This is a genomic window from Bradyrhizobium sp. 613_E4_N2_2 (assembly GCF_052075995.1).
Classification (GTDB): Bacteria; Pseudomonadota; Alphaproteobacteria; order Rhizobiales; family Xanthobacteraceae; genus Bradyrhizobium; species Bradyrhizobium barranii.
The window spans coordinates 3,008,414-3,027,361 of record NZ_CP197234.1 but is presented as its reverse complement, the minus strand read 5'-3'; the positions used below and the strand labels follow the sequence as shown (position 1 = coordinate 3,027,361).

The window sequence follows — 18,948 nt, the reverse complement described above, 5'->3', positions numbered from 1 at the left end:
CATCGCGCGATGTCCGCCGATCCGGCGGTCAAGTTCCCCCACCGAAGCATGGAAATGGTTAACGAAGCGTTTGGGCCGTTTTACGCAAATCCGCCCGTTTATTGACGAAAAGTTGCCGCAATCCGGCGAGTCCGGTGGAGAATTCCATTTATTGCTAAGGCGTTACGGCGCTATCCTGTTAACGATGATTAAGATTGTCTTAATCCCGGGCATTTCATTCGCGACGCTCTGCCAATAGGATGTTGGGAGAAATTGGCGGACAAGCCGTCCGGGTGGGGACGGCTGGGAATCCGCGTAAGCGGCATGATCCGGTCTGTGGGCTTGCGTAGCGCGCTGGGCTCGCGGGAGGACGCGTACAAGTAACGAGGGCTCGGACTGAACATGGCGAACACTCCGAAAAAGGTCAAAGACCCCACAGAAGTTGCGCTTTCTGCGATCCAGGAAGCCCTGAACATCAGCGACACGGCCGCGGACACCAGCCGCAACGCCTCGATGCGCAACGAAACGTCGGCTCCGGTGGGGCCGCCGGCTCCCCCGATCTTCGACGAGCCGACCTTCGAGCCGCGTCCTGCCGCCAACGAGCGCACCACCGTGTTCGATACGATCGAGGAGCCGCGCACCTCGCGCCGCGCCGCCAACGATGACCGCGAGACCATCGGTCAGTTGCTCCAGGCGCTTCAGAAGGGCCGCCCTGCCCGCAGCGTCTACACCTTCGCCACCATCTTCGCCGGCGTCTGGCTCGCAGCCTGCGCCGCGCTCACCGTCGGCTTCCTGCCCTCGATCCAGGCCGCCATGGGCCAGAGCGGCGGCGTGCTCGTCATCGCCGGCCTGATCGCGATGTTCTTCGCGCCGATCATGCTGTTCTACTTCCTGGCGAGCCTGGTCTGGCGCGGCCAGGAAATGCGCATGATCGCGCAGGCGATGGCGCAGGTCGCGATCCGCTTCTCCGAGCCCGAGGGCTCGGCGTCCGATTCCATGGTCACCGTCGGCCAGGCCATCCGCCGCGAGGTCGCGGCGATGGGCGACGGCATCGAACGCGCCATCGCGCGCGCCGGCGAACTCGAGACGCTGGTCGCCAACGAGGTTGCGGCGCTCGAACGCGCCTATTCCGACAACGAAGTGCGCATCCGCTCCCTGCTCCAGGACATCGCGCACCAGCGCGACAATCTGGTCGGCCAGGCCGAGCAGGTCCGCAGCGCCATCTCCGGCGTGCAGATCGATCTGCGCCACGACATCGCGCTGATCTCGGACGCGATCGCCTCGCGCGTCGACGAGGTCGCCAAGAGCATCACCGGCGCGCTGGAAGAGCGCGGCGCCCACATCACCGGCGCACTGAGCAACGCCGGCGACAACATGATCCTCGCGCTCGGCGAGCGCGGCGGCGACCTGCTCGACCGCCTCGAGGAGGCCAGCAACGAGACCACGCGCGCCGTGCTCGACGCCAGCGAGCGGCTGACCACCAGCCTCAACTTCAAGACCGGCCACGTCCACGACGAGTTCGTCGACCTCGCCGACCGCGTCCACGAGATGCTGAACGAGCGTATCGACCGCATCACCGGCGAGTTCGAGCAGCGCTCCGCCGCCATCGTCGACGGCATCTCCGAGCGCACCGAGCAGGTGCACGACAGCCTGAAGAATTCGTCGGACTCGCTGCTGCTCGAGCTCGAGCTGCGCTCCAACGACCTCTCCGCCAAGATCGACGATGCCGGCAACCGGCTCGCCGGCCACATCATGACCTCCGGCGACAAGGCGAGCGAGGCGCTCGACGCCACCGTCAACACCCTCGTCGCCAAGGTCGTCAGCCAGACCGAGACCGCGCACGACTCGCTGTCGCTGCAGATGAGCGCGTTCGACGAGCTGGTGAAGAACCAGGGCACCGAGCTGGTCGAGAGGTTCGCCCGCGACTCCGGCACGCTCGGCGCGCTGATCACCCGCCACATCTCCGAGTTCGACCGCACCGTGAAGACGTTCGGCGGTGATATCGTCGATCGCATGGGCCAGCGCACCCAGGACATCGCCGAGAGCCTGAAGACCTATGTCGACAATTTCGATACCCGCTTCACCTCGAACGGCGGGGCGATCACGGCCGTGCTCGACCAGCGCCTGGTGCAGTTCGAGACCACGGTCGGCGAACGTGTCACCAACCTCGACGCCTCGCTGAACGACAAGATCGTCAGCCTCGACGGCACGATCGAAGGCCACATCAAGACTTTCGACGACCAGCTCGTCGGCCGCGTCGCCGCGCTCGAGCAGTCGTTCGACACCCGCGCCAAGTCGGTGACCGAAACCATCGACGGACGCCTCAACACCCTCGCCTCGTCGCTGACCGACGGTGCCGCGCAGGCGATCCAGTCGATCGACTCCCGCCTCACCCACCTCACGACGTCGCTCACTGACGGCGCATCGCAGGCCATCGAGACGATCGATACGCGCCTCAACTATCTCGCGACCTCGCTCACCGATGGCGCATCGCAGACCATCCAGTCGATCGATACGCGGCTGACGCACCTCACGACGACGCTCTCGGGCGGCGCCTCGCAGGCGCTCGAATCCATCGACACGCGCCTCACCTACCTGACGACTGCGGTGACGAACGGCGCCTCGCAAGCCGTGCAGTCGATCGACACGCGCCTCACCCTCCTGACCTCGACGCTCACCGACGGCACCGCGCAGGCGATCGAGGCGGTCGACCGCCGCATCACCGGCGTCGCCGAGATGATCGACGGCCGCAGCACGCACCTGACCGACACGGTCACGGCGCGCTTCCAGGACATCCACCAGGCCATCGAGACCAAGGTCGGCTCGGTCGCCAACGACATCGACGTGCGCGTGGCGCAGTTCGAGGACCTGCTCGGCTCCCGTGTCGAAGCCGTCGCCGGCCGCATCGAGAGCAGCGGCCGTCAGGCCAGCGAGGACATGATGTCCCGCGCCGAGATGATCTCGACCGCGATCCGCTCGCATGTCGAGGATGCCGAGCGCTCGCTCACCAACCTCGTCGTCAACACCAGCGAAACGATCCAGACCGGTGCGCGTACCGCCCAGCAGTCGCTGATGACGGTCTCCTCCGACGTCAACGCCCAGCTCAAAATGACCTCCTCCGATGTCAACGCCCAGCTCAAGATGACCTCCACTGAGGTCGAGCGCGCGCTGACCGCGGTCGGCACCGGTGCTGCGAACTCGATCCTGAGCAGCGCCCGCGAGGCTCAGTCGACCCTGGTCGCTGCCTCCGGCGATGCCTCCAACCAGATCAAGGGGCTCGCGGTCGACGTCGAACGCACGCTGTCGGCGGCCGGTTCTGCCACCGCAGCCTCGATCCTGGCCGGCGCCCGCGAGGTACAGACCACGCTCGTCACGGCGTCTTCGGACGCGGCCAACCACGTCAAGACCCTCACCGCCGACGTGCAGCGTTCGCTGTCGCTGGCCGGCGCCACCACGGCGGAATCGATCACCGCCGGCGCCCGCGATGCGCAGAGCGCGCTGATTGCGGCCTCGACCGAGACCGCCAACCAGATCAAGGCGCTGTCCTCGGACGTGCAGCGCTCGCTCTCGATGGCCGGCACCTCGACGGCCGAGACCATCATGACCGGCGCCCGCGAAGCCCAGACCACGCTCGTCAACGCGTCCTCGGATGCGGCGACCCAGGTCAAGTCGCTCGCGGTCGAAGTGCATCGGTCGCTCTCGCAGGTCGGCCAGTCGACCGCCGAGACGATCACGACCAGCGCCCGCGACGCCCAGAGCACCCTGCTCTCCGTCTCGGCCGAACAGACCAGCCAGGTCCGTTCGCTGGCGGCCGAGATGCAGCGCGCGCTGGCGACCGCCGGCGGCGCCACCATCGAGGCGCTCACCAGCGGCGTGCGCGAGGCCCAGGGCACGCTGATCACCGCCTCGACGGATGCGGCAAGCCAGATCAAGTCGCTGACCACGGACATCGAGCGCACGCTGACCTCGATCGGCGCCGACACCGCCTCGACCATCCTCAACAGCGCGCGTGAGGCGCAGACCTCGCTGACTTCGACGTCGGCGGATGCCGCAAGCCAGATCCGCACGATCTCGACCGAGATCGAGCGCGTATTGAGCACGGCCACGACCAACGCCACCAACGACATCCAGACCAGCGCGCTCAACGCCCAGAACGCGCTGATCAACGCCTCCAACGAGGCAAGCTCGCGTGTCAAGTCGAGTTCGGCCGACGTCGAGCGTTCGGTGCTCGCCGCCAGCAGCAGCTTCGGCCAGGCCATGACCGGCAAGACCGACGAGATCGTCACCTACGTGCAGCAGCAGGCCGACCGTCTGTCGAACATGATCGACGCCAAGCGCGGCGCGCTGGTCGACGCGATCGGCTCGAAGACCAGCCAGCTCACGCTCGACATCGACCGCGTCACCTCGGATGCGCTGAAGTCGATCGAGACGCGCGGCCATGCGTTCTCGCAGACGATGATGGGCAACGGCTCCGAAGTCGCCCGCACCATCAACGCGGCGAGCGAGATGGCCACCGGCGCGGTCGGCAAGTCGCTCAAGGACCTCGAGCAGGCCTCCCGCTCGGCGATCGACCAGTCGCGCCAGGTCTCGATCGCGGCCGTCACCGAGATGCAGGAGACCAGCAAGATCCTGCGTACCGATACGGTGGCCCTGTTCGAGCGTCTGCGCGAAGGCAACATCCTGCTCCAGGAGGTGCTGACCGGTGCGCACGACAACCTCAACTCGCTCGAGCGGGCGCTGGTGACGCGCGTCGCCGACTTCGTCTCGGCGATGAACGACGTCACCTCGCGCAACGGCGCTGCGACGCAGAACCTGGAAGACCAGCTCAACGTCTTCAACACGAAGACCACGCGGGCGCTGCAGGACCTCGGCGAGCTATCGACCCAGTTCGACGCGCACGGCAAGGCACTGGTCGAGGCCGCGCAGGTCGTCGAGGTGAGCAACAAGAACACCACCGCTTCCCTCGCCGAACGCAAGCAGGCGCTGGAATCGCTCGTCACGACCATCGACCTGCGCACGGCCGATCTCGACCAGCGTCTGTCGCGCTTCACCGGCCTGCTCGATGAATCGCTGGCCGCCGCCGAAGAGCGTGCCCGCGACATCGCCCGCGTTGTCGCGGAGACCGCCGGCGCAGGTTCCGCCGCGATCACCCGCCAGTTCGAGGCGGTGCGCGTGGCGTCCGAGGAGGAGCACCGCCAGACCATCGAGGCCATGCACGACATCTACCGCCAGACCACGGACGAGGCGGATACGATGTTCAAGCAGTCGACCGAGAAGTTCACCAACCTCGTCTCCAGCATGAAGCAGATGGCGTTCGAGATGCACAACGAGCTCGAAGCCACCCGCAACGAGCTGCGCCGCGGCGTGCTCGAGATGCCGCAGGAGGCCGCCGAGAGCACTGCGCAGATGCGCAAGGTGATCGTCGACCAGATCGAGGCCCTCGCCGAGCTCAACCGCATCGTGGCCCAGCATGGCCGTGGCCTCGACGTCTCCACGACGGGCCGCGCCGGCGCGCAGCGCCAGGAAGAGCCGTTGCTGGCAGCCGTCGGCACGCGCAACACCGAGACCCGCGGCCGCGACACCGGCAGCGCCTCGACGCTGCCGCCGCCGGACCTCGGCATGCCCGCCTCCTCGCGCCGCACCGAAGCGCCGCCGGTCGCGCCCGCAGGCAACGACCAGGGCCGCGACGGCTGGCTGTCGGACCTCCTGAACCGCACGGACGCCAACCAGGGTGCTCCGACCGGACGTGAGGCCCCGCGTGGCCGCGCGACACCCGCGCCGCAGCCGCAGGCTCCGCAGGGTGGCAGCAATCCGCTGGAGTCGCTGTCGCTCGACATCGGCCGCCTGATGGACCGCAACCTCGCCGCCGAGATGTGGGACCGCTACCAGCGCGGCGAGAACAAGGCCTTCACCAAGCGCCTCTACACGCCCGCCGGCCAGAAGGCCTTTGACGAGGTCGCCCGCAAGTACCGCGCCGACCGCAACTTCAAGGGCACGGTCGACCGCTACGTCGCCGAGTTCGAGCGTCTGCTCGACGAAGTCGCCCGCGACGGCCGTGGTCCGCAGGAGCTGCGCAGCCACCTGACCTCGGAGACGGGCCTGGTCTACACGCTGCTCGCGCATGCAGCGGGCCGGCTCGGGTGATCAGCCCATAGCGACAACGAATAGCGAATGAGAACGGAGGCCTCACGGCCTCCGTTTTCGTTTGAGCCCGTCATTGCGAGGAGTCCTTGCGACGAAGCAATCCAGACTGCTTCCGCGGAGACAATCTGGATTGCTTCGCTACGCTCGCAATGACGAGGTGAGGTCCGTGTACTAAACGCCTACTGCCGCCTGCCGCTCGCGGCGGGCGCCTGCCTCGGCGGCTCGGCGGGCGGCGGAGCGGCGGCCGGGGCGCTGTTGCTGGCGCCGAACAGCACGCGGGTCGGGTTGCGGTCGAAATTGTTCACGGCGCGGCTGATGTCGCCGAGCGTGCGCCGGCCGTCGGTCATCAATGCACCGGAGCGCTTGTCGAAATCCTCGGCCAGCTCGCGGATCGACTTCACCGCCTGGAACAGCTCGCCGCCGTCCTTGCCGCCGGCGAGCGTGTTGAGGCCAAGCATGAGGCTGTCGGCCTTGTGCATGACGCCGTCGACCTTGGCCATCACGCCGTCGATCTTCTCCGAGTTGCGCGCGAGCGAGTTGGTGAAGGTCTCGAGGTTCTTCAGCGAGTTCTTCACCGACTCCTGATTGTCCGCGACGATCTTGTTGATGTTCTGGAGCGTGCCGCGGATCGCCTCGGTGACGTCCTGGAGCTTGTTGGGATCGGCCGTCAGCGACGGGATGCCGTCCTCGTCGAGCGGCGGCGGAGGCGCGGCCTCCTCGCCGCCCTTGAGCGAGATCGCGGCGACGCCGGTCAGGCCCTGGAATTCGAGGCCGACCAGGGTGTCCTTGCGGAGCGGGGTGTTGTTCTCGACCATGGCGAGTGCGACAACCCGCCGCGGGTTGTCGAGCTTCACGGAGACCACCTCACCTACCCGGATACCGTTGAAGTTGACACTGCCGCCGTTGCGCAGGCCCGCCGCCGGGCCCTCGAACACGACGCGCAGGGGGCTGCGCTGCTTGGTGGTGTGCAGCGACTGGAACCACAGCACGAAGCCGATCGCCGCGGCGATCACCGCGAGCGTGAATGATCCGATCAGTACGTAATTGGCCCGCGTTTCCATCAGCTACTCCGGCACCTCAGCCCATCACCGCACGGGCGCGCTTGCCGTGGAAATATTGTCTCAGCCAGGGATGCTGCGAGGCCTGCATGTCGGCGATCGACCCTGCCGCAATGATCTTACCGTTCCCTAAAACGGCGATGCGGTCGCAGGCTGTGTAAAGGCTGTCGAGGTCGTGCGTTACCATGAAAACGGTCAGGCCCAAAGTACGCTGGAGCGTCCTGACCAGCTCGTCGAAATCGCCGGCGCCGATCGGATCGAGGCCCGAGGTCGGCTCGTCGAGGAACACGAGATCGGGATCGAGCGACAGCGCGCGCGCCAGCGCCACGCGCTTGATCATGCCGCCCGACAGTTCCGAGGGAAAGCGATCCGCGACTTCCGGCTTGAGCCCGACCATGGTGAGCTTGGCCAGGGTGATCTCGTCCATCAACCGCTGCGAGACCCGGAGATACTCGCGCATCGGAAACTGGATGTTCTGCCGCACGGTCAACGAGGAGAACAGCGCGCCCTGCTGAAACAGCACGCCCCAGCGGCGCTCGACGCTGCGGCGCTGCGAGGTGCTGGAGGAATCGAGGTCGACGCCGAACACCTCGATGGAGCCCGCGACCTTCGGCACGAGGCCGATGATGGTGCGCGTCAGCACCGACTTGCCGGCACCGGATGGACCGACGAAGCCGAGGATTTCGCCGCGCTTGACGTCGAGGTTGAGGCCGTCGAGCACGCGCGTCGCGCCGAACTGCACGGTGATGTCGCGAACGCGGATGATCGGATCTTGAATCGCGTTTTGAGTTTCTTGCGCCATCGTCACATCCCGATCGAGGCGAAGAAGATGGCGAACACGCCGTCCATGACGATGACGAAGAAGATGCCCTTCACCACGGAGGCCGTGGTGTGCTGTCCGAGCGATTCCGCGCTGCCCTGCACGGCGAGCCCCTCGACGCAGGCGACGATGCCGATCACGGCGGCCATCACCGGTGCTTTGACGATGCCGACGATGAAATGGTCGATCGAGATGGCGTCGCGCAGACGCAGCAGGAAGGCTTCGGGATCGACGCCGCCATAGAGCCAGGCGACGAGGCCGCCGCCATAAAGCGCGGCCATGGCGCCGAGGAAGGCGAGGATCGGCAGCGCCAGCACCAGCGCCAGCATGCGCGGCAGCACCAGGACCTCGATCGGGTCGAAACCCATCGTGCGCAGCGCGTCGATCTCCTCGCGCATCTTCATCGAGCCGAGCTCGGCCGTGTAGGCGCTGCCCGAGCGACCCGCGACCATGATCGCGACCAGGAGGACGCCGATCTCGCGCAGCACCAGCACGCCGAGCATGTCGACGACGAAGATATCGGCGCCGAACCTGCGGAAATGAAAAATGCCCTGCTGGGCGATGATGCAGCCAATCAGGAACGTGATCAGCACGATGATCGGCACCGCGCGCCAGCAGACCTGCTCCATGTGGTGCACGGTCGAGGTCAGGCGGAACGAGCGCGGATGGATCAGGACGCGAAAACCCGCCGCGAGCACCGCGCCGAGCATGTCGACGAGGCCCGCAACCGTGCCGGCGACCCCGGCCACGGCCCGGCCGATCTGCTCCAGCATGCCGGTGATGGTGACCGCGCTGCTGTCGACGACCGGCGTCGCCCCGACCCGCCGCACCTCGTCCACGAGGCTCGAATAATTGGCGGAAAGCCCCGCGATCTGCGCCTCGACGGCGCCCTGGGTCAGGCTGCGGCGCAGCCGTTCGATCAGCCAGGCGCCGAAGGTGTCGAGCTTGGCGACCTCGGAGACGTCGATGAAGATGCTTTGCGAGCCGCCGGCGAGCTTTTCGGCGTCAGCCACCATCCGCTCCAGGACCGGCGCGAAGCTCGCGGTCCAGGTTCCGGTGGCGCAGAGTGCCAGCGCGTTGCCCTTGGCAATCCGTTCCAGCTTCGGATCGCCGCTCAATGTGTCCGCTCCCGTGCCGGGGCGCGAGAAACGGGTAGAATCAGATGGTTGCGCACACGCCCTTACCCGGAGAAGGTATCCCCAACTGGTTAATGTTAGTTGCTAGAGGTAACTAGCAGGTTCAGATTTCGCCAGAGTTCAAAATGACTTCCAGCAAAGTTCCGGCCCTCGCGGCGCGAATCGAGCGATTTCCCATCGCCGGCAGTTTCACCATCAGCCGGGGCGCCAAGACCGAGGCCGTGACCGTCGTGGCCGGAGTCAGCCGGAACGGCCTCACCGGCCGCGGCGAATGCGTCCCCTATCCCCGCTATGGCGAGACCCCCGAGGCAACCCTTGCCGCCATCGAGGCCATGCAGGCGGCCGTCGCGGGCGGCCTCTCGCGGGAGGCCCTGCAAGCCGCCATGCCGCCCGGAGCGGCCCGCAACGCGCTGGATTGCGCCCTGATCGACCTCGAGGCCAAGGCGACCGGCCTGCGGGCCTGGAACCTGCTGGACCGCCCGGTGCCGGGCGAGCGCACCACCGCCTTCACGATCTCGTTAGGGACCCCCGAGGCGATGGCGGCGGCGACCGCCAAGGCGGCGCACCGGCCCCTGCTCAAGATCAAGCTCGGCGGCGACGGCGATCCGGAGCGGATCGCGGCGGTTCGCAAGGCCGCCCCCGAATCCGAGCTGATCGTGGATGCCAACGAGGCCTGGACCGAGGCCAATCTGGAGCAGAATCTCGCCGCCTGCGACGCCGTCGGCGTCACCCTGGTCGAGCAGCCGCTGCCGGCCGGGAGGGATGGCGCGCTGGCGCGGATCAAGCGGCCGCTCGCGGTCTGCGCCGACGAGAGCGTGCATGACCGCAAATCGCTGGCGCCGCTCCGCGAGCGCTACGACGCCGTGAACATCAAGCTCGACAAGACCGGCGGGCTCACCGAGGCGCTCGCGATGGCTGATGCGGCGCAGGCGCTCGGCTTCGAGATCATGATCGGCTGCATGGTCGCGACCTCGCTGTCGATGGCCCCCGCAATGCTGGTGACGCCGCAGGCGCGCTTCGTAGATCTCGACGGCCCGCTGCTGCTCGCGCGCGACCGCGATCACGGCCTGCGCTATGACGACAGCCTGGTCTATCCGCCTGATACCTCGCTCTGGGGATGAGCCTTGAGTCGATGCCGCGCCGACCAGATCACGAGCGCGCCGGCCGCGGCCATCGCCGCCATGACGTAGTACAAGCTGTCGCCGATGCGGGCGTAGATCGCGCCTGATGCGATCGATGTCGCTGCACCCAGCAGCCCGTTGCACGCGGCATAATAGCCCTGCCCCCGCGCGATCTGATGCGATGGCACGCGCTGCACCAGCAGGTTCATGGTGCCGACGATGGTCATGCCGAAGGTGAGGCCGTGGCCGAGTTGCACGATCACGAGCAGCGCGAGCGGCGGCTCCTGCGCGGTGACGATCCAGCGCACCACGGCGCTCGCGCCGCCGATTGCGATCAGCGTGGACGGATGCAGCGAGAACCGCGGCGACAGGGCGAACACGACGATCTCGGCGATCACGCCCAGCGTCCAGAGGCCCGCGATCGTCAGCCCGCCGAAGCCGTGGAGCTGCCAGTTGATGGCCGAGAACGTGTAATAGGCGACATGGCTGCCCTGGATCAGCGCGGCCGACGCGATGACGGCCCAGAAGCCGCCATCGCGCAGCAAGGCCTTGCCGGCATGCGTCTCCGTCGTCCTTCGCCTGACATCGTCGAGCGGCTGCAGCAGCAGGCTGGTGGCGACCGCAACGACGGCCCACGCGACGATGATCCAGATCAGATCGCGCGCAGCGATGTGGTCGACGAGAAAGCCGCAGGCGAGCGAGCCCGCGGCGAAGGCCGCCGAGCCCCACAGCCGCAACGGTCCGTAATCGAGCCCGTAGCGGGCGACGCCGCGCAACGCATAGGCATCGGTCAGCGGGGTCGTCGGCGTCCACATCATGCAGGTCAGCGCATAGATCAGGAACAGCGCCAGCGGCTGCTGCTGCAAGCCGACCGCCGTGAACCCGATCGCGGTTGCCAGCACCGACACCATCATGCCGGCGCGAATGGCATGTCGCCTTTCGGCAAGGGCGGTGATCTGCGGCAGCGTGGTGAAGCGCGTGATCGCCGGCAGCGCGTTGATGAGGCCGATCCAGCTTGCGTCGATGCCGATCGCCTTCAGCCAGAGCGGAAAGAACGGCAGATGCGTGCCCGACACCGCGAAGACCGCCGAATAGAACAGCGCCAGGCTCACGGCGAATCGCCGCTTCACGGCGGCTTGCGTGGGGATTTGTGATTCGCCTGCCATCAAACCAATTGCGATTCGGTCGATATCGTGGTGATCGTTACAGTAACGCGTAGTGATTTGCGCGACGAGATTGTCATGGCCAACGAAGCATTCGCCCTCTCGCCTATGTCTGCCCGTGCGGCCGAGCCGAACGAGCAGGATTACGACGCGATCCGCGAAGCCTTCATGGAGACCGCGCGCGGCCGCTGGTTCCTCGGCGAATATGCCAAGCGCAACCGCAATGCGGATACCCGCATGGTGCTCGACGCGGTCGCGAAAATCGAAGAAACCCTTGCGGCACAGCGACAACCGGTGGTCGAGGATCGCCTGCCCGAGGCGCTGGTCGAGATCCGCCGCGCCATCCGCGAATCCGAGACCGTCGCGATCGCCGCCTTCGATCCCGCGGCGATCGAGGCCAGCCTCGCGCCGATTCCGCGCGGCGTGCGCATCATCAAGGAGATCTCCTGGCGCTGGCGCGAGATCGGCGCCGACGGGCGAATCTGCGATCTCATTGATTCGCAGCTCGCCTCCATCGAGGCGGCTTGCGGGCAGCTATCGACCGTCGACCCCCGCGTCGAGCTCAAGGCCGCATTCGATCTGCTCAGGGATCGGGTCGAGCAGCTCGATGGTGACGGCGACACAGCGCCGCAAGCGGCGGTGCATCCTGCGCCGGTGCAGGAAGCGTCCGTCGCAGAGGCTGTGACTGCCGCGATGGCCACTGAAGCACCCGTGGCTTTTACGGAGGCGCCGCAGGACATCGCAGCGACTCCCGCGCCCGAAGCAGCGGTCGAGGCCAGCGCCGCCGAAGCACGCGCCGTTGGCGAGGAAGCGATCGACGTCGCCACCGAGCCGGAGCTCGTCGCCGGCCATCACGTCGGCCCCGAAGAGGAGGTCGCAGAGGCCGCCGCCTTCACTGAGGTGACTGACGGGGTCTCGCTCGACGCCGCCGCGGAAGCCGAGGACGAAGCCATACTCGATGCCATCGCGCTGGAAATGGCCGCGCCCGATCCGGAGTTCGACGAGATCACCGAACCGGTCGAGCTGGAAGCGGCCATTCCGGAGCCGATGGCCGCGGAGGTCGCAGCCCCGATTGCAGCAGAGCTTCCGGAGCCGGTCGCAGCCGAGCCGGCCGCCACCGCAGTCGCGGAAGAGCCCGCCGAAGACGCACCGATCGCGATGGACTCGCTCGCGCGTCTCACCGACGCCATTGCGGAGGCCGCCGCCGAAGTGATGGAGCAGCCGGCCCCGGCCATGGCGGCCGCGGCGACATTCGGTGCGGCGCCGACCGCGACGCTTCCGATGCCCTCGCCCTTGTCCGCCTCCTTGCCCGAGCCCTCGCTCGGGGCCACCATCCTCGCCAGCGGCATCCTGCAAAAGCCCCGCGCGGCGGCCAACGACCCCATGGCGCCAATCCGCCGCATGACCCAGGCCGAGAAGATCGCGTTCTTCTCGTAAGGGGCGCAGCGTACTCACTCTCGTGTCCCGGACGCGCAGCAACGCCCTTAGCGTTGCTGCGCGTCCGGGACCCAGCAGGCAACGAACTCCTCCGCAACGTGGGCCCCGGCTCAGCAGCGCACCGTCGAAGAGACGCCGCGCTGCGGGCACGAAAGGAGAGTACAGGCACACTCTCTCGGTCGTCATTGCGAGCGCAGCGAAGCAATCCAGAGTCTTTCCGCGGCGAAAGTCTGGATTGCTTCACTCCGCTCGCAATGACGGTGCATGACGCACCAGCGCGCCAAGCGTCGCAGCGCAGAGCCGGGACCCTTTGCTATGGTTGAGCTTGCCTGCAATCACAATCTGTGACTTTCTGCCCAAAATCAAAAAGGAGACGTGATCGATGGCGGAGAGTTCGGGAGTTTTCTTGTTGCGGGGTGAAGACACCCTGGTGCCAATGCAGCGTGGCCATTTCGCCGCCGAGGATGATTTCCAGCGTCTTCTAGCTCGCTTCCCTGAGCTCCTCGTCGGAGATCAGATCGATCCGCAGAATCCAAGACGGTGGATATTGGTCAAGCGGGAGCAAGCGATATCGACCGGCGAGGTCGGGTCTCCCACATGGTCCATCGACCACGTTTTCCTCGATCAGGACGGCATCCCCACCCTTGTCGAGATCAAACGCAAGGAGGATAGCCGGCTCAGGCGCGAAGTCGTGGGCCAGATGCTCGACTACGCCGCCAATTGCGGGTCCTACTGGACTCTGGAGACACTTCAAACGGGCTTCGAGACCACCTGTCGGGAGGCAGGCCAGTCATCCGACGACCTGCTCAAGGATCTGTTGGGCGACGACGCAGATAGGAGTAAGTTCTGGCAGCAGGTCGAGGACAATCTCGAAGCGCAAAAGATCCGTCTGTTGTTCGTCGCGGACGTCATCCCGATCGAGCTTCGCCGGATTGTCGAGTTCCTCAACAAGCAAATGAATCCTGTCGAGGTCCTGGCGGTCGAACTCCGGCAGTTCGTCAACAACGACCTCAAGACAATCGTGCCGACCGTTTACGGCCATCTATCGATCTCCCGAAAGCGCGCAACTGCACCATGGCGATGGGACGAGGCCACTCTCTTCGACGAACTCGCGCGCACCGTCGGTGAAAAAGAACTGGCGATTGCCCGCGCGATCTACGCGTGGATGTCGAAAGGTGGCCGCAAGCTCATTTTCGGAACGGGCAAGGACTATGGCTCGGTCTATCCGGTCTTCAAGCCGAACGGGATCTCGATCAACCCGGCCTATCTGTCTACTGACGGCAGTCTCTGGCTGCAGTTCGCGCCACTGGACAAGAAACCGGTATTCGGATCGATCGCAGAACGCCAGGCCTTGATGCAGCAGTTCAATGCCATCAAGGGTGTGGACCTCAAGAACAGCGACCTGACGAAGTATCCTTCCATACCGCTTCACACCATTGCCCAGGATCCCGAGGGGGAAACAAAGGTGCTGAACGCCCTGAGATGGATGGAGGAGCAGATCTATCGGGCGTGACGCTTATGCGCGCGCCCCCGACGCGACCTTGGTATCACCCGCAGTTCCAGACCGCGCCGATCGGGGTCCGCGTCCAGCACGGTCCGAAGCTGCCGCCATTGTAGCGGCCGCCGCCGAAGCCGGGCCGGCCGAAATAGCGCCATTCGCCATCCCAGCCGTAATACTGCGGGACCGGGTCGATGTACCAATGGCGGCGGTCGCTGCGCGACATGCGGCGCATCGCCTCCTTCTGCTTGTAGAGCGGAATGCTGTTGCTCAGCGGCTGACGATAGCCCGGCAGGAAGCCGTAACCATGCCAGACCGGCTTGGGGCGTTTTTGAGATGACGCAGCCGGCGCGACGGCGGGCAGCAGCGACAGGATGACAGCAATGGATAGACACATAAGGCGCGACATGGACCGACCATAAACAGTAAGGTTCAGACAGGCCACTCAAATTCGAGTGCGAGACTATTCGCTGCCTCGATCAAATCCCGCACACGCAGCCATGCCGGCTTTCGCGGAATCGTTAGGCGTTGGCTCGCGGCGATCGGGCGGCTGGACCGATTTGATGACGTGCTCCCGGCTGATCGACCATCGTGCAATGATTGATCCGACCTATCAGCACTCCGTTGCTGCTATTCATGGTGCCCTGTCGGAAGGAGCGCACATGTCCACGGCGATCTCGACGCTCGGCGGGGTAGGTCTCTTCCTGCTCGGCATGACCGTGATGACGGATGGCCTGAAGACGCTGGCCGGCTCTGCGCTACGCACGGTGCTCGGCAAGGCTGCGTCGACGCCGCTGCTTGGCTCGTTTTGGGGAGCCGTGGTCACGCTGCTGGTGCAGTCCTCCAGCGCAACGACCATGACGACGATCGGTCTCGTCAGCGCCGGCCTCTTGACCTTCCAGCAGGGGTTGAGCCTCGTCTTCGGCGCGAATATCGGCACCACCGGGACCGGCTGGCTGGTCGCGCTGATCGGCGTCCGCGTCTCGCTCACGGCCGCGGCGCTGCCGATGATCTTCGTCGGCGCGCTGACCAAGCTTCTCGGCAGAGGACGAATCTCCGGGGTCGGCGCCGCGCTCGCCGGCTTCGGACTTGTGCTGTTCGGCTTGACGACCCTGCAGCAGGGCATGGGCGGGCTGGCTGAACGATTGCACCCGGCGGACCTGCCCGCAGTTCTCGGCAGTCCCGGGGTGTCATGGTGGTCGGGCCTCTTCGGCGTGCTGGCGCTGGTCGTAATCGGATTGGTCATGACCGCGCTGATGCAATCGTCGACGGCCGCGATCGCGGTCACCCTGTCCGCCTATTTCGCGGGCGCGATCGGGTTGGACCAGGCCTGCGCCCTGATCATCGGCCAGAACATCGGAACAGCGACGAGTTCCGCCCTGGCCGCGATTGGCGCGAGCCCGACCGCGAAGCGGCTGGCCATCGCCTACGTTCTTTTCAAGCTGATTGCCGCACTCATCGCGTTGGTGGCTTTTCCCATAGTAACGCCCTTGCTGCTGCGCGCCTCTGACACGATCGACGGCGTCACGCTGCTGGCCGGCTACCACACGGCCTTCAACGTCGTCGGTGTCGCGGTCCTGCTGCCCCTGATCAACCCGTTCACGCGACTGGTCGAACGGATTCTGCCCGAGCGCGGCTCGCCGCTGGCGCGATGTCTCGATCCTTCGGCGCTTGAGACCCCGATCGTGGCGGTGGAAGCGGTACGGCGCACGATCGCGCGCGTGCTCTTGACGGTGTGCAGTTCGGTCGAGACGAAACTGGCCGGCCGCGCTGGATCGATACGTCTGGGGAAGGACGCTGTATCCGTAGAGGAGGCGGCCGATGCCGTGCGCCAGGCACAAATATTCCTGTCGGATGTAGCTGGACCGCCTGAGACCGACGACGAGCAACAGCGTCTGACGATCACGCTGCACGCTCTCGACCACGCGTCCCGGCTGACGGACCTCGCAAGTGGAGGAAACAATTTCGCTTCGGTGGCAGGCGGACCGGAGGACATCCGCGCCGGAGAGCTATGTGCCGAAGTTATGCGAAGCGCGGCTGCGATTGCGCGCGGCGTGGCGGTGCCGCCCCGCGTCGACGGATCGCCGCACTCCGTACCCGCCTCGCGTGCCGGCGACGCCACGGCCGGTCCGCGCGCTGACCCGCCCGACGAGGCGATCGCCGAGCTCGAGCGTTGTACGACACAGCTCGCCGAAATGCTGCGCACCCATCGCATTGCGACGCTCGGTGCGGTGGCCAATGGAACCCTGACCGCCGACGCCGCCCTGCTTCGTGTCGAGGCAGTGCGAAACCTCGAAGCCCTGTCGCAGCACGCCTGGCGCTCGGCGGCTCATCTGGTGGGGCGGGGCTAGCGCGGAGATATGTGCAAACAGCAGCCTGAAGCGCGATGACCGTTCGCCCCAATCTCATCGCGATTCAGATCACGCCCTTCCTGATCAGGAAGCATCCATAGCCCCTGCTGTCGCCGACCTGCACCACACCAAAGCTCGCCGCCGCCGCGCGATGGAATTCCGGGCGCGAGAGCTTGCCGAGCATGTGACGGCATGTCCCCAAAAAGCATGGTCTTCGCGGGCCGAACCGGCGCGGCCGGTCATGGGCCGTTCACCATAGCAGGTTCCAAAGCGTGATTCAGATCACGCAGCTTACCATGGTGATTGCGATCACGGACCACGGGCTCGAACGCGGCCAGGCTTCCTCGCAACCAATCTCGCATCGAGATGAGTGCCAGAGGAGCACGCCATGTTCCGCCTAAAGCCTTTCCTGATGACAGCTAGCCTCGTGGGAAGCCTGTTCGGCTTCGCCAGCGGCCCTGCTTCCGCGCAGGTCGCCCCGGTCCAGCCTGCCCCGATCGCGCTGCAAGGCCCGGAGCAGCGCGTGGCGCTGGTGATCGGCAATTCCAACTACAAGAACGCGCCGCAGCTCCAAAACCCCGACAATGATGCGGAGTCGATGGCGCAGTTCCTGAACTCCGCCGGCTTCGAGGTGGTCGCCGCGACCGACCTGACCCAGAACGACATGCTCCGCGTCGTCCAGGACTTTTCCGCCAAGGTTTCCGCGCGGGGTCCGAACACTGTCGCCATGGTCTACTACGCCGGTCACGGCGTGCAGCTCGCCGGCGAGAACTACCTCGTCCCCGTGGATGCGAAAGTGTCGAACCCCACGGAGCTCGTGAGCAACTCGGTGCGCCTGGTCGACGTGATGTCGACGCTGGAGACGATCCCGAGCCGCATGCGCATCGTCATCCTCGATGCCTGCCGCAACAATCCGTTCCCTGATGTCAACGACGCCGGCCGCGGCTTGGCCATCGTCGATGCGCCGAACGGCTCGATCGTCGGCTACTCGACCGCGCCGGGTGCGGAAGCACAGGACGGCACCAACGGCCACAGCCCCTATACCCAGGCCTTCCTCAACGTCGCGCGCGAACCCAACGTGCCGATCGAGCAGCTGTTCAAGCGCGTGCGCCTCGAAGTGAACCAGACCACCAGCGGCGCGCAGATCCCGTGGGAAAGCTCGTCGCTGACCTCGGACTTCACCTTCCTCGGCGACACCGCTGTCGCCGCCAACCGCGCGCCGGTGAATGCGTCGGTCGTGCAGGTGGCCTCCAACCTGCCGAGCCGTTCGACGCGCCAGGCCTATGACTACGTCGTGTCCGAGGGACGGCAGGAGTACTATCAGGAGTTCATCCAGATGTACCCGCACGACCCGCTGTGCGACCACATCCGCTGGCTGCTCTCGAACCTGCTGATCACGCAGGCCTGGCACATGGCGGTGCTGGCGAACTCCCCGCTCGGCTACAAGAGCTTCTACGACAGCTACGGCAACAGCCCCTATGCGCAATCCGCGCTGAAGCTGCAGGCCCAGCCGAAGCTGATCCCCCTGATGCAGGCGACCAAGTTCCTGGCGCCGCAGAACATTGCCCCGACGTTCAAGGTCGGCAATCTCGGCCAGCCCAAATACATGCCACTGATGCAGCAGGGCAATGGTGGTGGTCAGATGAATGGCAATCTGCCGGTCGTGCAGAAGCCGGTGGACAGCAACGTCATCGGCAAGCTCGGCAATGGCGGTCAGGTCGTCAACCTGCCCTCAGGCAACAACCAGCCGAACGGCACGCCGTCGCAGACCCCGGGCAAGATCGTCACCCTGCCTGCACCGACCAACACCAATGGCGGCACCGGCAGGATCGTGACGCTGCCCGCGACCAACACCACGCAGAACGGCGGCAGCAACAATAACGGCACGACCAAAGGCACGCCTGGCAAGATCGTCAGCATGCCGGTGAATGTCGGCAAGGGTGGCACGACTGTCGATACGAAGCCGGTCGTTCAGACGCAGAACAACCCGATCCGCGTCAACACCGGCGTGAAGCTCAACAACAACCCGGTGAACAAGGTGCAGGTCCAGAACAACCAGCAGAACAACCGCCCGCAATTCAATGCGACCAACCGTGTGGTCAACAACGGCGGCAACAACTTCCGGCAGTCGATGAACCAGGCGCCCTCCATGGGCGGCGGCAACAACCACCGCGGCTTCATGCGCTGATCGCCACAAGCGAAACGACAAAGGGGCAGAGCGGCGACGCTCTGCCCCTTCCT

The 18,948-nt window shown here is 66.0% G+C and carries 11 protein-coding genes and 1 pseudogene; 6 read left to right on the top strand and 6 right to left on the bottom strand.

All coding sequences use genetic code 11. The features are described from left to right. Window positions 1–381: 381 nt before the first annotated feature. On the top strand, window positions 382–6,123 hold the full coding sequence (locus AB7290_RS14165; RefSeq protein WP_085405870.1) for a negative regulator of septation ring formation: 5,742 nt from the start codon (window positions 382–384) through the stop codon (window positions 6,121–6,123). 179 nt (window positions 6,124–6,302) lie between these two features. On the opposite strand, the gene AB7290_RS14160 is transcribed toward AB7290_RS14165, so the two are convergent. The 3 genes from AB7290_RS14160 to AB7290_RS14150 are packed head-to-tail and all read right to left on the bottom strand — an operon-like array spanning window position 6,303 to window position 9,119. After that, entirely contained in the window at window positions 6,303–7,184 is an 882-nt protein-coding gene (locus tag AB7290_RS14160) for an MlaD family protein (protein WP_085405869.1), read from the bottom strand. 16 nt (window positions 7,185–7,200) lie between these two features. Continuing rightward, complete coding sequence (locus AB7290_RS14155; protein WP_063982229.1) at window positions 7,201–7,983, bottom strand: ABC transporter ATP-binding protein; 783 nt, start codon at window positions 7,981–7,983, stop codon at window positions 7,201–7,203. Window positions 7,984–7,985: 2 nt separating this feature from the next. After that, window positions 7,986–9,119, bottom strand: coding sequence for an MlaE family ABC transporter permease (locus AB7290_RS14150; protein ID WP_063982228.1), 1,134 nt, complete (start codon window positions 9,117–9,119; stop codon window positions 7,986–7,988). 143 nt (window positions 9,120–9,262) lie between these two features. Between AB7290_RS14150 and dgcA the strand changes: the two genes are divergently transcribed. Continuing rightward, on the top strand, window positions 9,263–10,258 hold the full coding sequence (dgcA, locus tag AB7290_RS14145; RefSeq protein ID WP_085405868.1) for an N-acetyl-D-Glu racemase DgcA: 996 nt from the start codon (window positions 9,263–9,265) through the stop codon (window positions 10,256–10,258). Here dgcA and AB7290_RS14140 read toward each other — a convergent pair. Continuing rightward, window positions 10,228–11,424 carry an MFS transporter gene (locus AB7290_RS14140; RefSeq protein WP_085405867.1) on the bottom strand — a complete coding sequence of 399 codons (1,197 nt, stop codon included), beginning with the start codon at window positions 11,422–11,424 and terminating at the stop codon, window positions 10,228–10,230. The genes dgcA and AB7290_RS14140 overlap by 31 nt on opposite strands. 75 nt (window positions 11,425–11,499) lie before the next feature. On the opposite strand from AB7290_RS14140, the gene AB7290_RS14135 reads away from it, so the two are divergent. Both AB7290_RS14135 and AB7290_RS14130 read left to right on the top strand, forming a co-directional pair. Continuing rightward, window positions 11,500–12,858, top strand: coding sequence for a hypothetical protein (locus tag AB7290_RS14135; protein ID WP_085405866.1), 1,359 nt, complete (start codon window positions 11,500–11,502; stop codon window positions 12,856–12,858). Between the two features lie 382 nt (window positions 12,859–13,240). Then, window positions 13,241–14,371 (top strand): hypothetical protein, encoded by a 1,131-nt coding sequence (locus AB7290_RS14130; protein WP_144030894.1) that lies wholly within the window; start codon window positions 13,241–13,243, stop codon window positions 14,369–14,371. Window positions 14,372–14,405: 34 nt separating this feature from the next. On the opposite strand, the gene AB7290_RS14125 is transcribed toward AB7290_RS14130, so the two are convergent. Then, window positions 14,406–14,765, bottom strand: a complete 360-nt coding sequence (locus AB7290_RS14125) for a hypothetical protein (protein WP_085405864.1) — start codon at window positions 14,763–14,765, stop codon at window positions 14,406–14,408. Window positions 14,766–15,018: 253 nt separating this feature from the next. On the opposite strand from AB7290_RS14125, the gene AB7290_RS14120 reads away from it, so the two are divergent. Further along, window positions 15,019–16,707 (top strand): Na/Pi cotransporter family protein, encoded by a 1,689-nt coding sequence (locus tag AB7290_RS14120; protein ID WP_085405935.1) that lies wholly within the window; start codon window positions 15,019–15,021, stop codon window positions 16,705–16,707. Window positions 16,708–16,771: 64 nt separating this feature from the next. Here AB7290_RS14120 and AB7290_RS14115 read toward each other — a convergent pair. After that, window positions 16,772–16,885, bottom strand: a pseudogene (locus tag AB7290_RS14115) (RbsD/FucU domain-containing protein); the annotation flags it as partial. A 210-nt stretch (window positions 16,886–17,095) separates the two neighbouring features. Here AB7290_RS14115 and AB7290_RS14110 point away from each other — a divergent pair. Beyond that, the gene (locus AB7290_RS14110) at window positions 17,096–18,895 is read left to right on the top strand and encodes a caspase family protein (protein ID WP_085405863.1); all 1,800 of its coding nucleotides are present in this window, start codon (window positions 17,096–17,098) and stop codon (window positions 18,893–18,895) included. Window positions 18,896–18,948: the final 53 nt, after the last annotated feature.

Excerpts from the sequence above, each read along its gene's own strand:
- AB7290_RS14160 (WP_085405869.1), bottom strand. The coding sequence starts at position 7,184 with ATGGAAACGCGGGCCAATTACGTACTGATCGGATCATTCACGCTCGCG.
- AB7290_RS14135 (WP_085405866.1), top strand. The coding sequence starts at position 11,500 with ATGGCCAACGAAGCATTCGCCCTCTCGCCTATGTCTGCCCGTGCGGCC.
- AB7290_RS14140 (WP_085405867.1), bottom strand. The coding sequence starts at position 11,424 with ATGGCAGGCGAATCACAAATCCCCACGCAAGCCGCCGTGAAGCGGCGA.
- AB7290_RS14155 (WP_063982229.1), bottom strand. The coding sequence starts at position 7,983 with ATGGCGCAAGAAACTCAAAACGCGATTCAAGATCCGATCATCCGCGTT.
- AB7290_RS14130 (WP_144030894.1), top strand. The coding sequence starts at position 13,241 with ATGGCGGAGAGTTCGGGAGTTTTCTTGTTGCGGGGTGAAGACACCCTG.
- AB7290_RS14120 (WP_085405935.1), top strand. The coding sequence starts at position 15,019 with ATGTCCACGGCGATCTCGACGCTCGGCGGGGTAGGTCTCTTCCTGCTC.
- AB7290_RS14125 (WP_085405864.1), bottom strand. The coding sequence starts at position 14,765 with ATGTCGCGCCTTATGTGTCTATCCATTGCTGTCATCCTGTCGCTGCTG.
- dgcA (WP_085405868.1), top strand. The coding sequence starts at position 9,263 with ATGACTTCCAGCAAAGTTCCGGCCCTCGCGGCGCGAATCGAGCGATTT.
- AB7290_RS14110 (WP_085405863.1), top strand. The coding sequence starts at position 17,096 with ATGTTCCGCCTAAAGCCTTTCCTGATGACAGCTAGCCTCGTGGGAAGC.
- AB7290_RS14165 (WP_085405870.1), top strand. The coding sequence starts at position 382 with ATGGCGAACACTCCGAAAAAGGTCAAAGACCCCACAGAAGTTGCGCTT.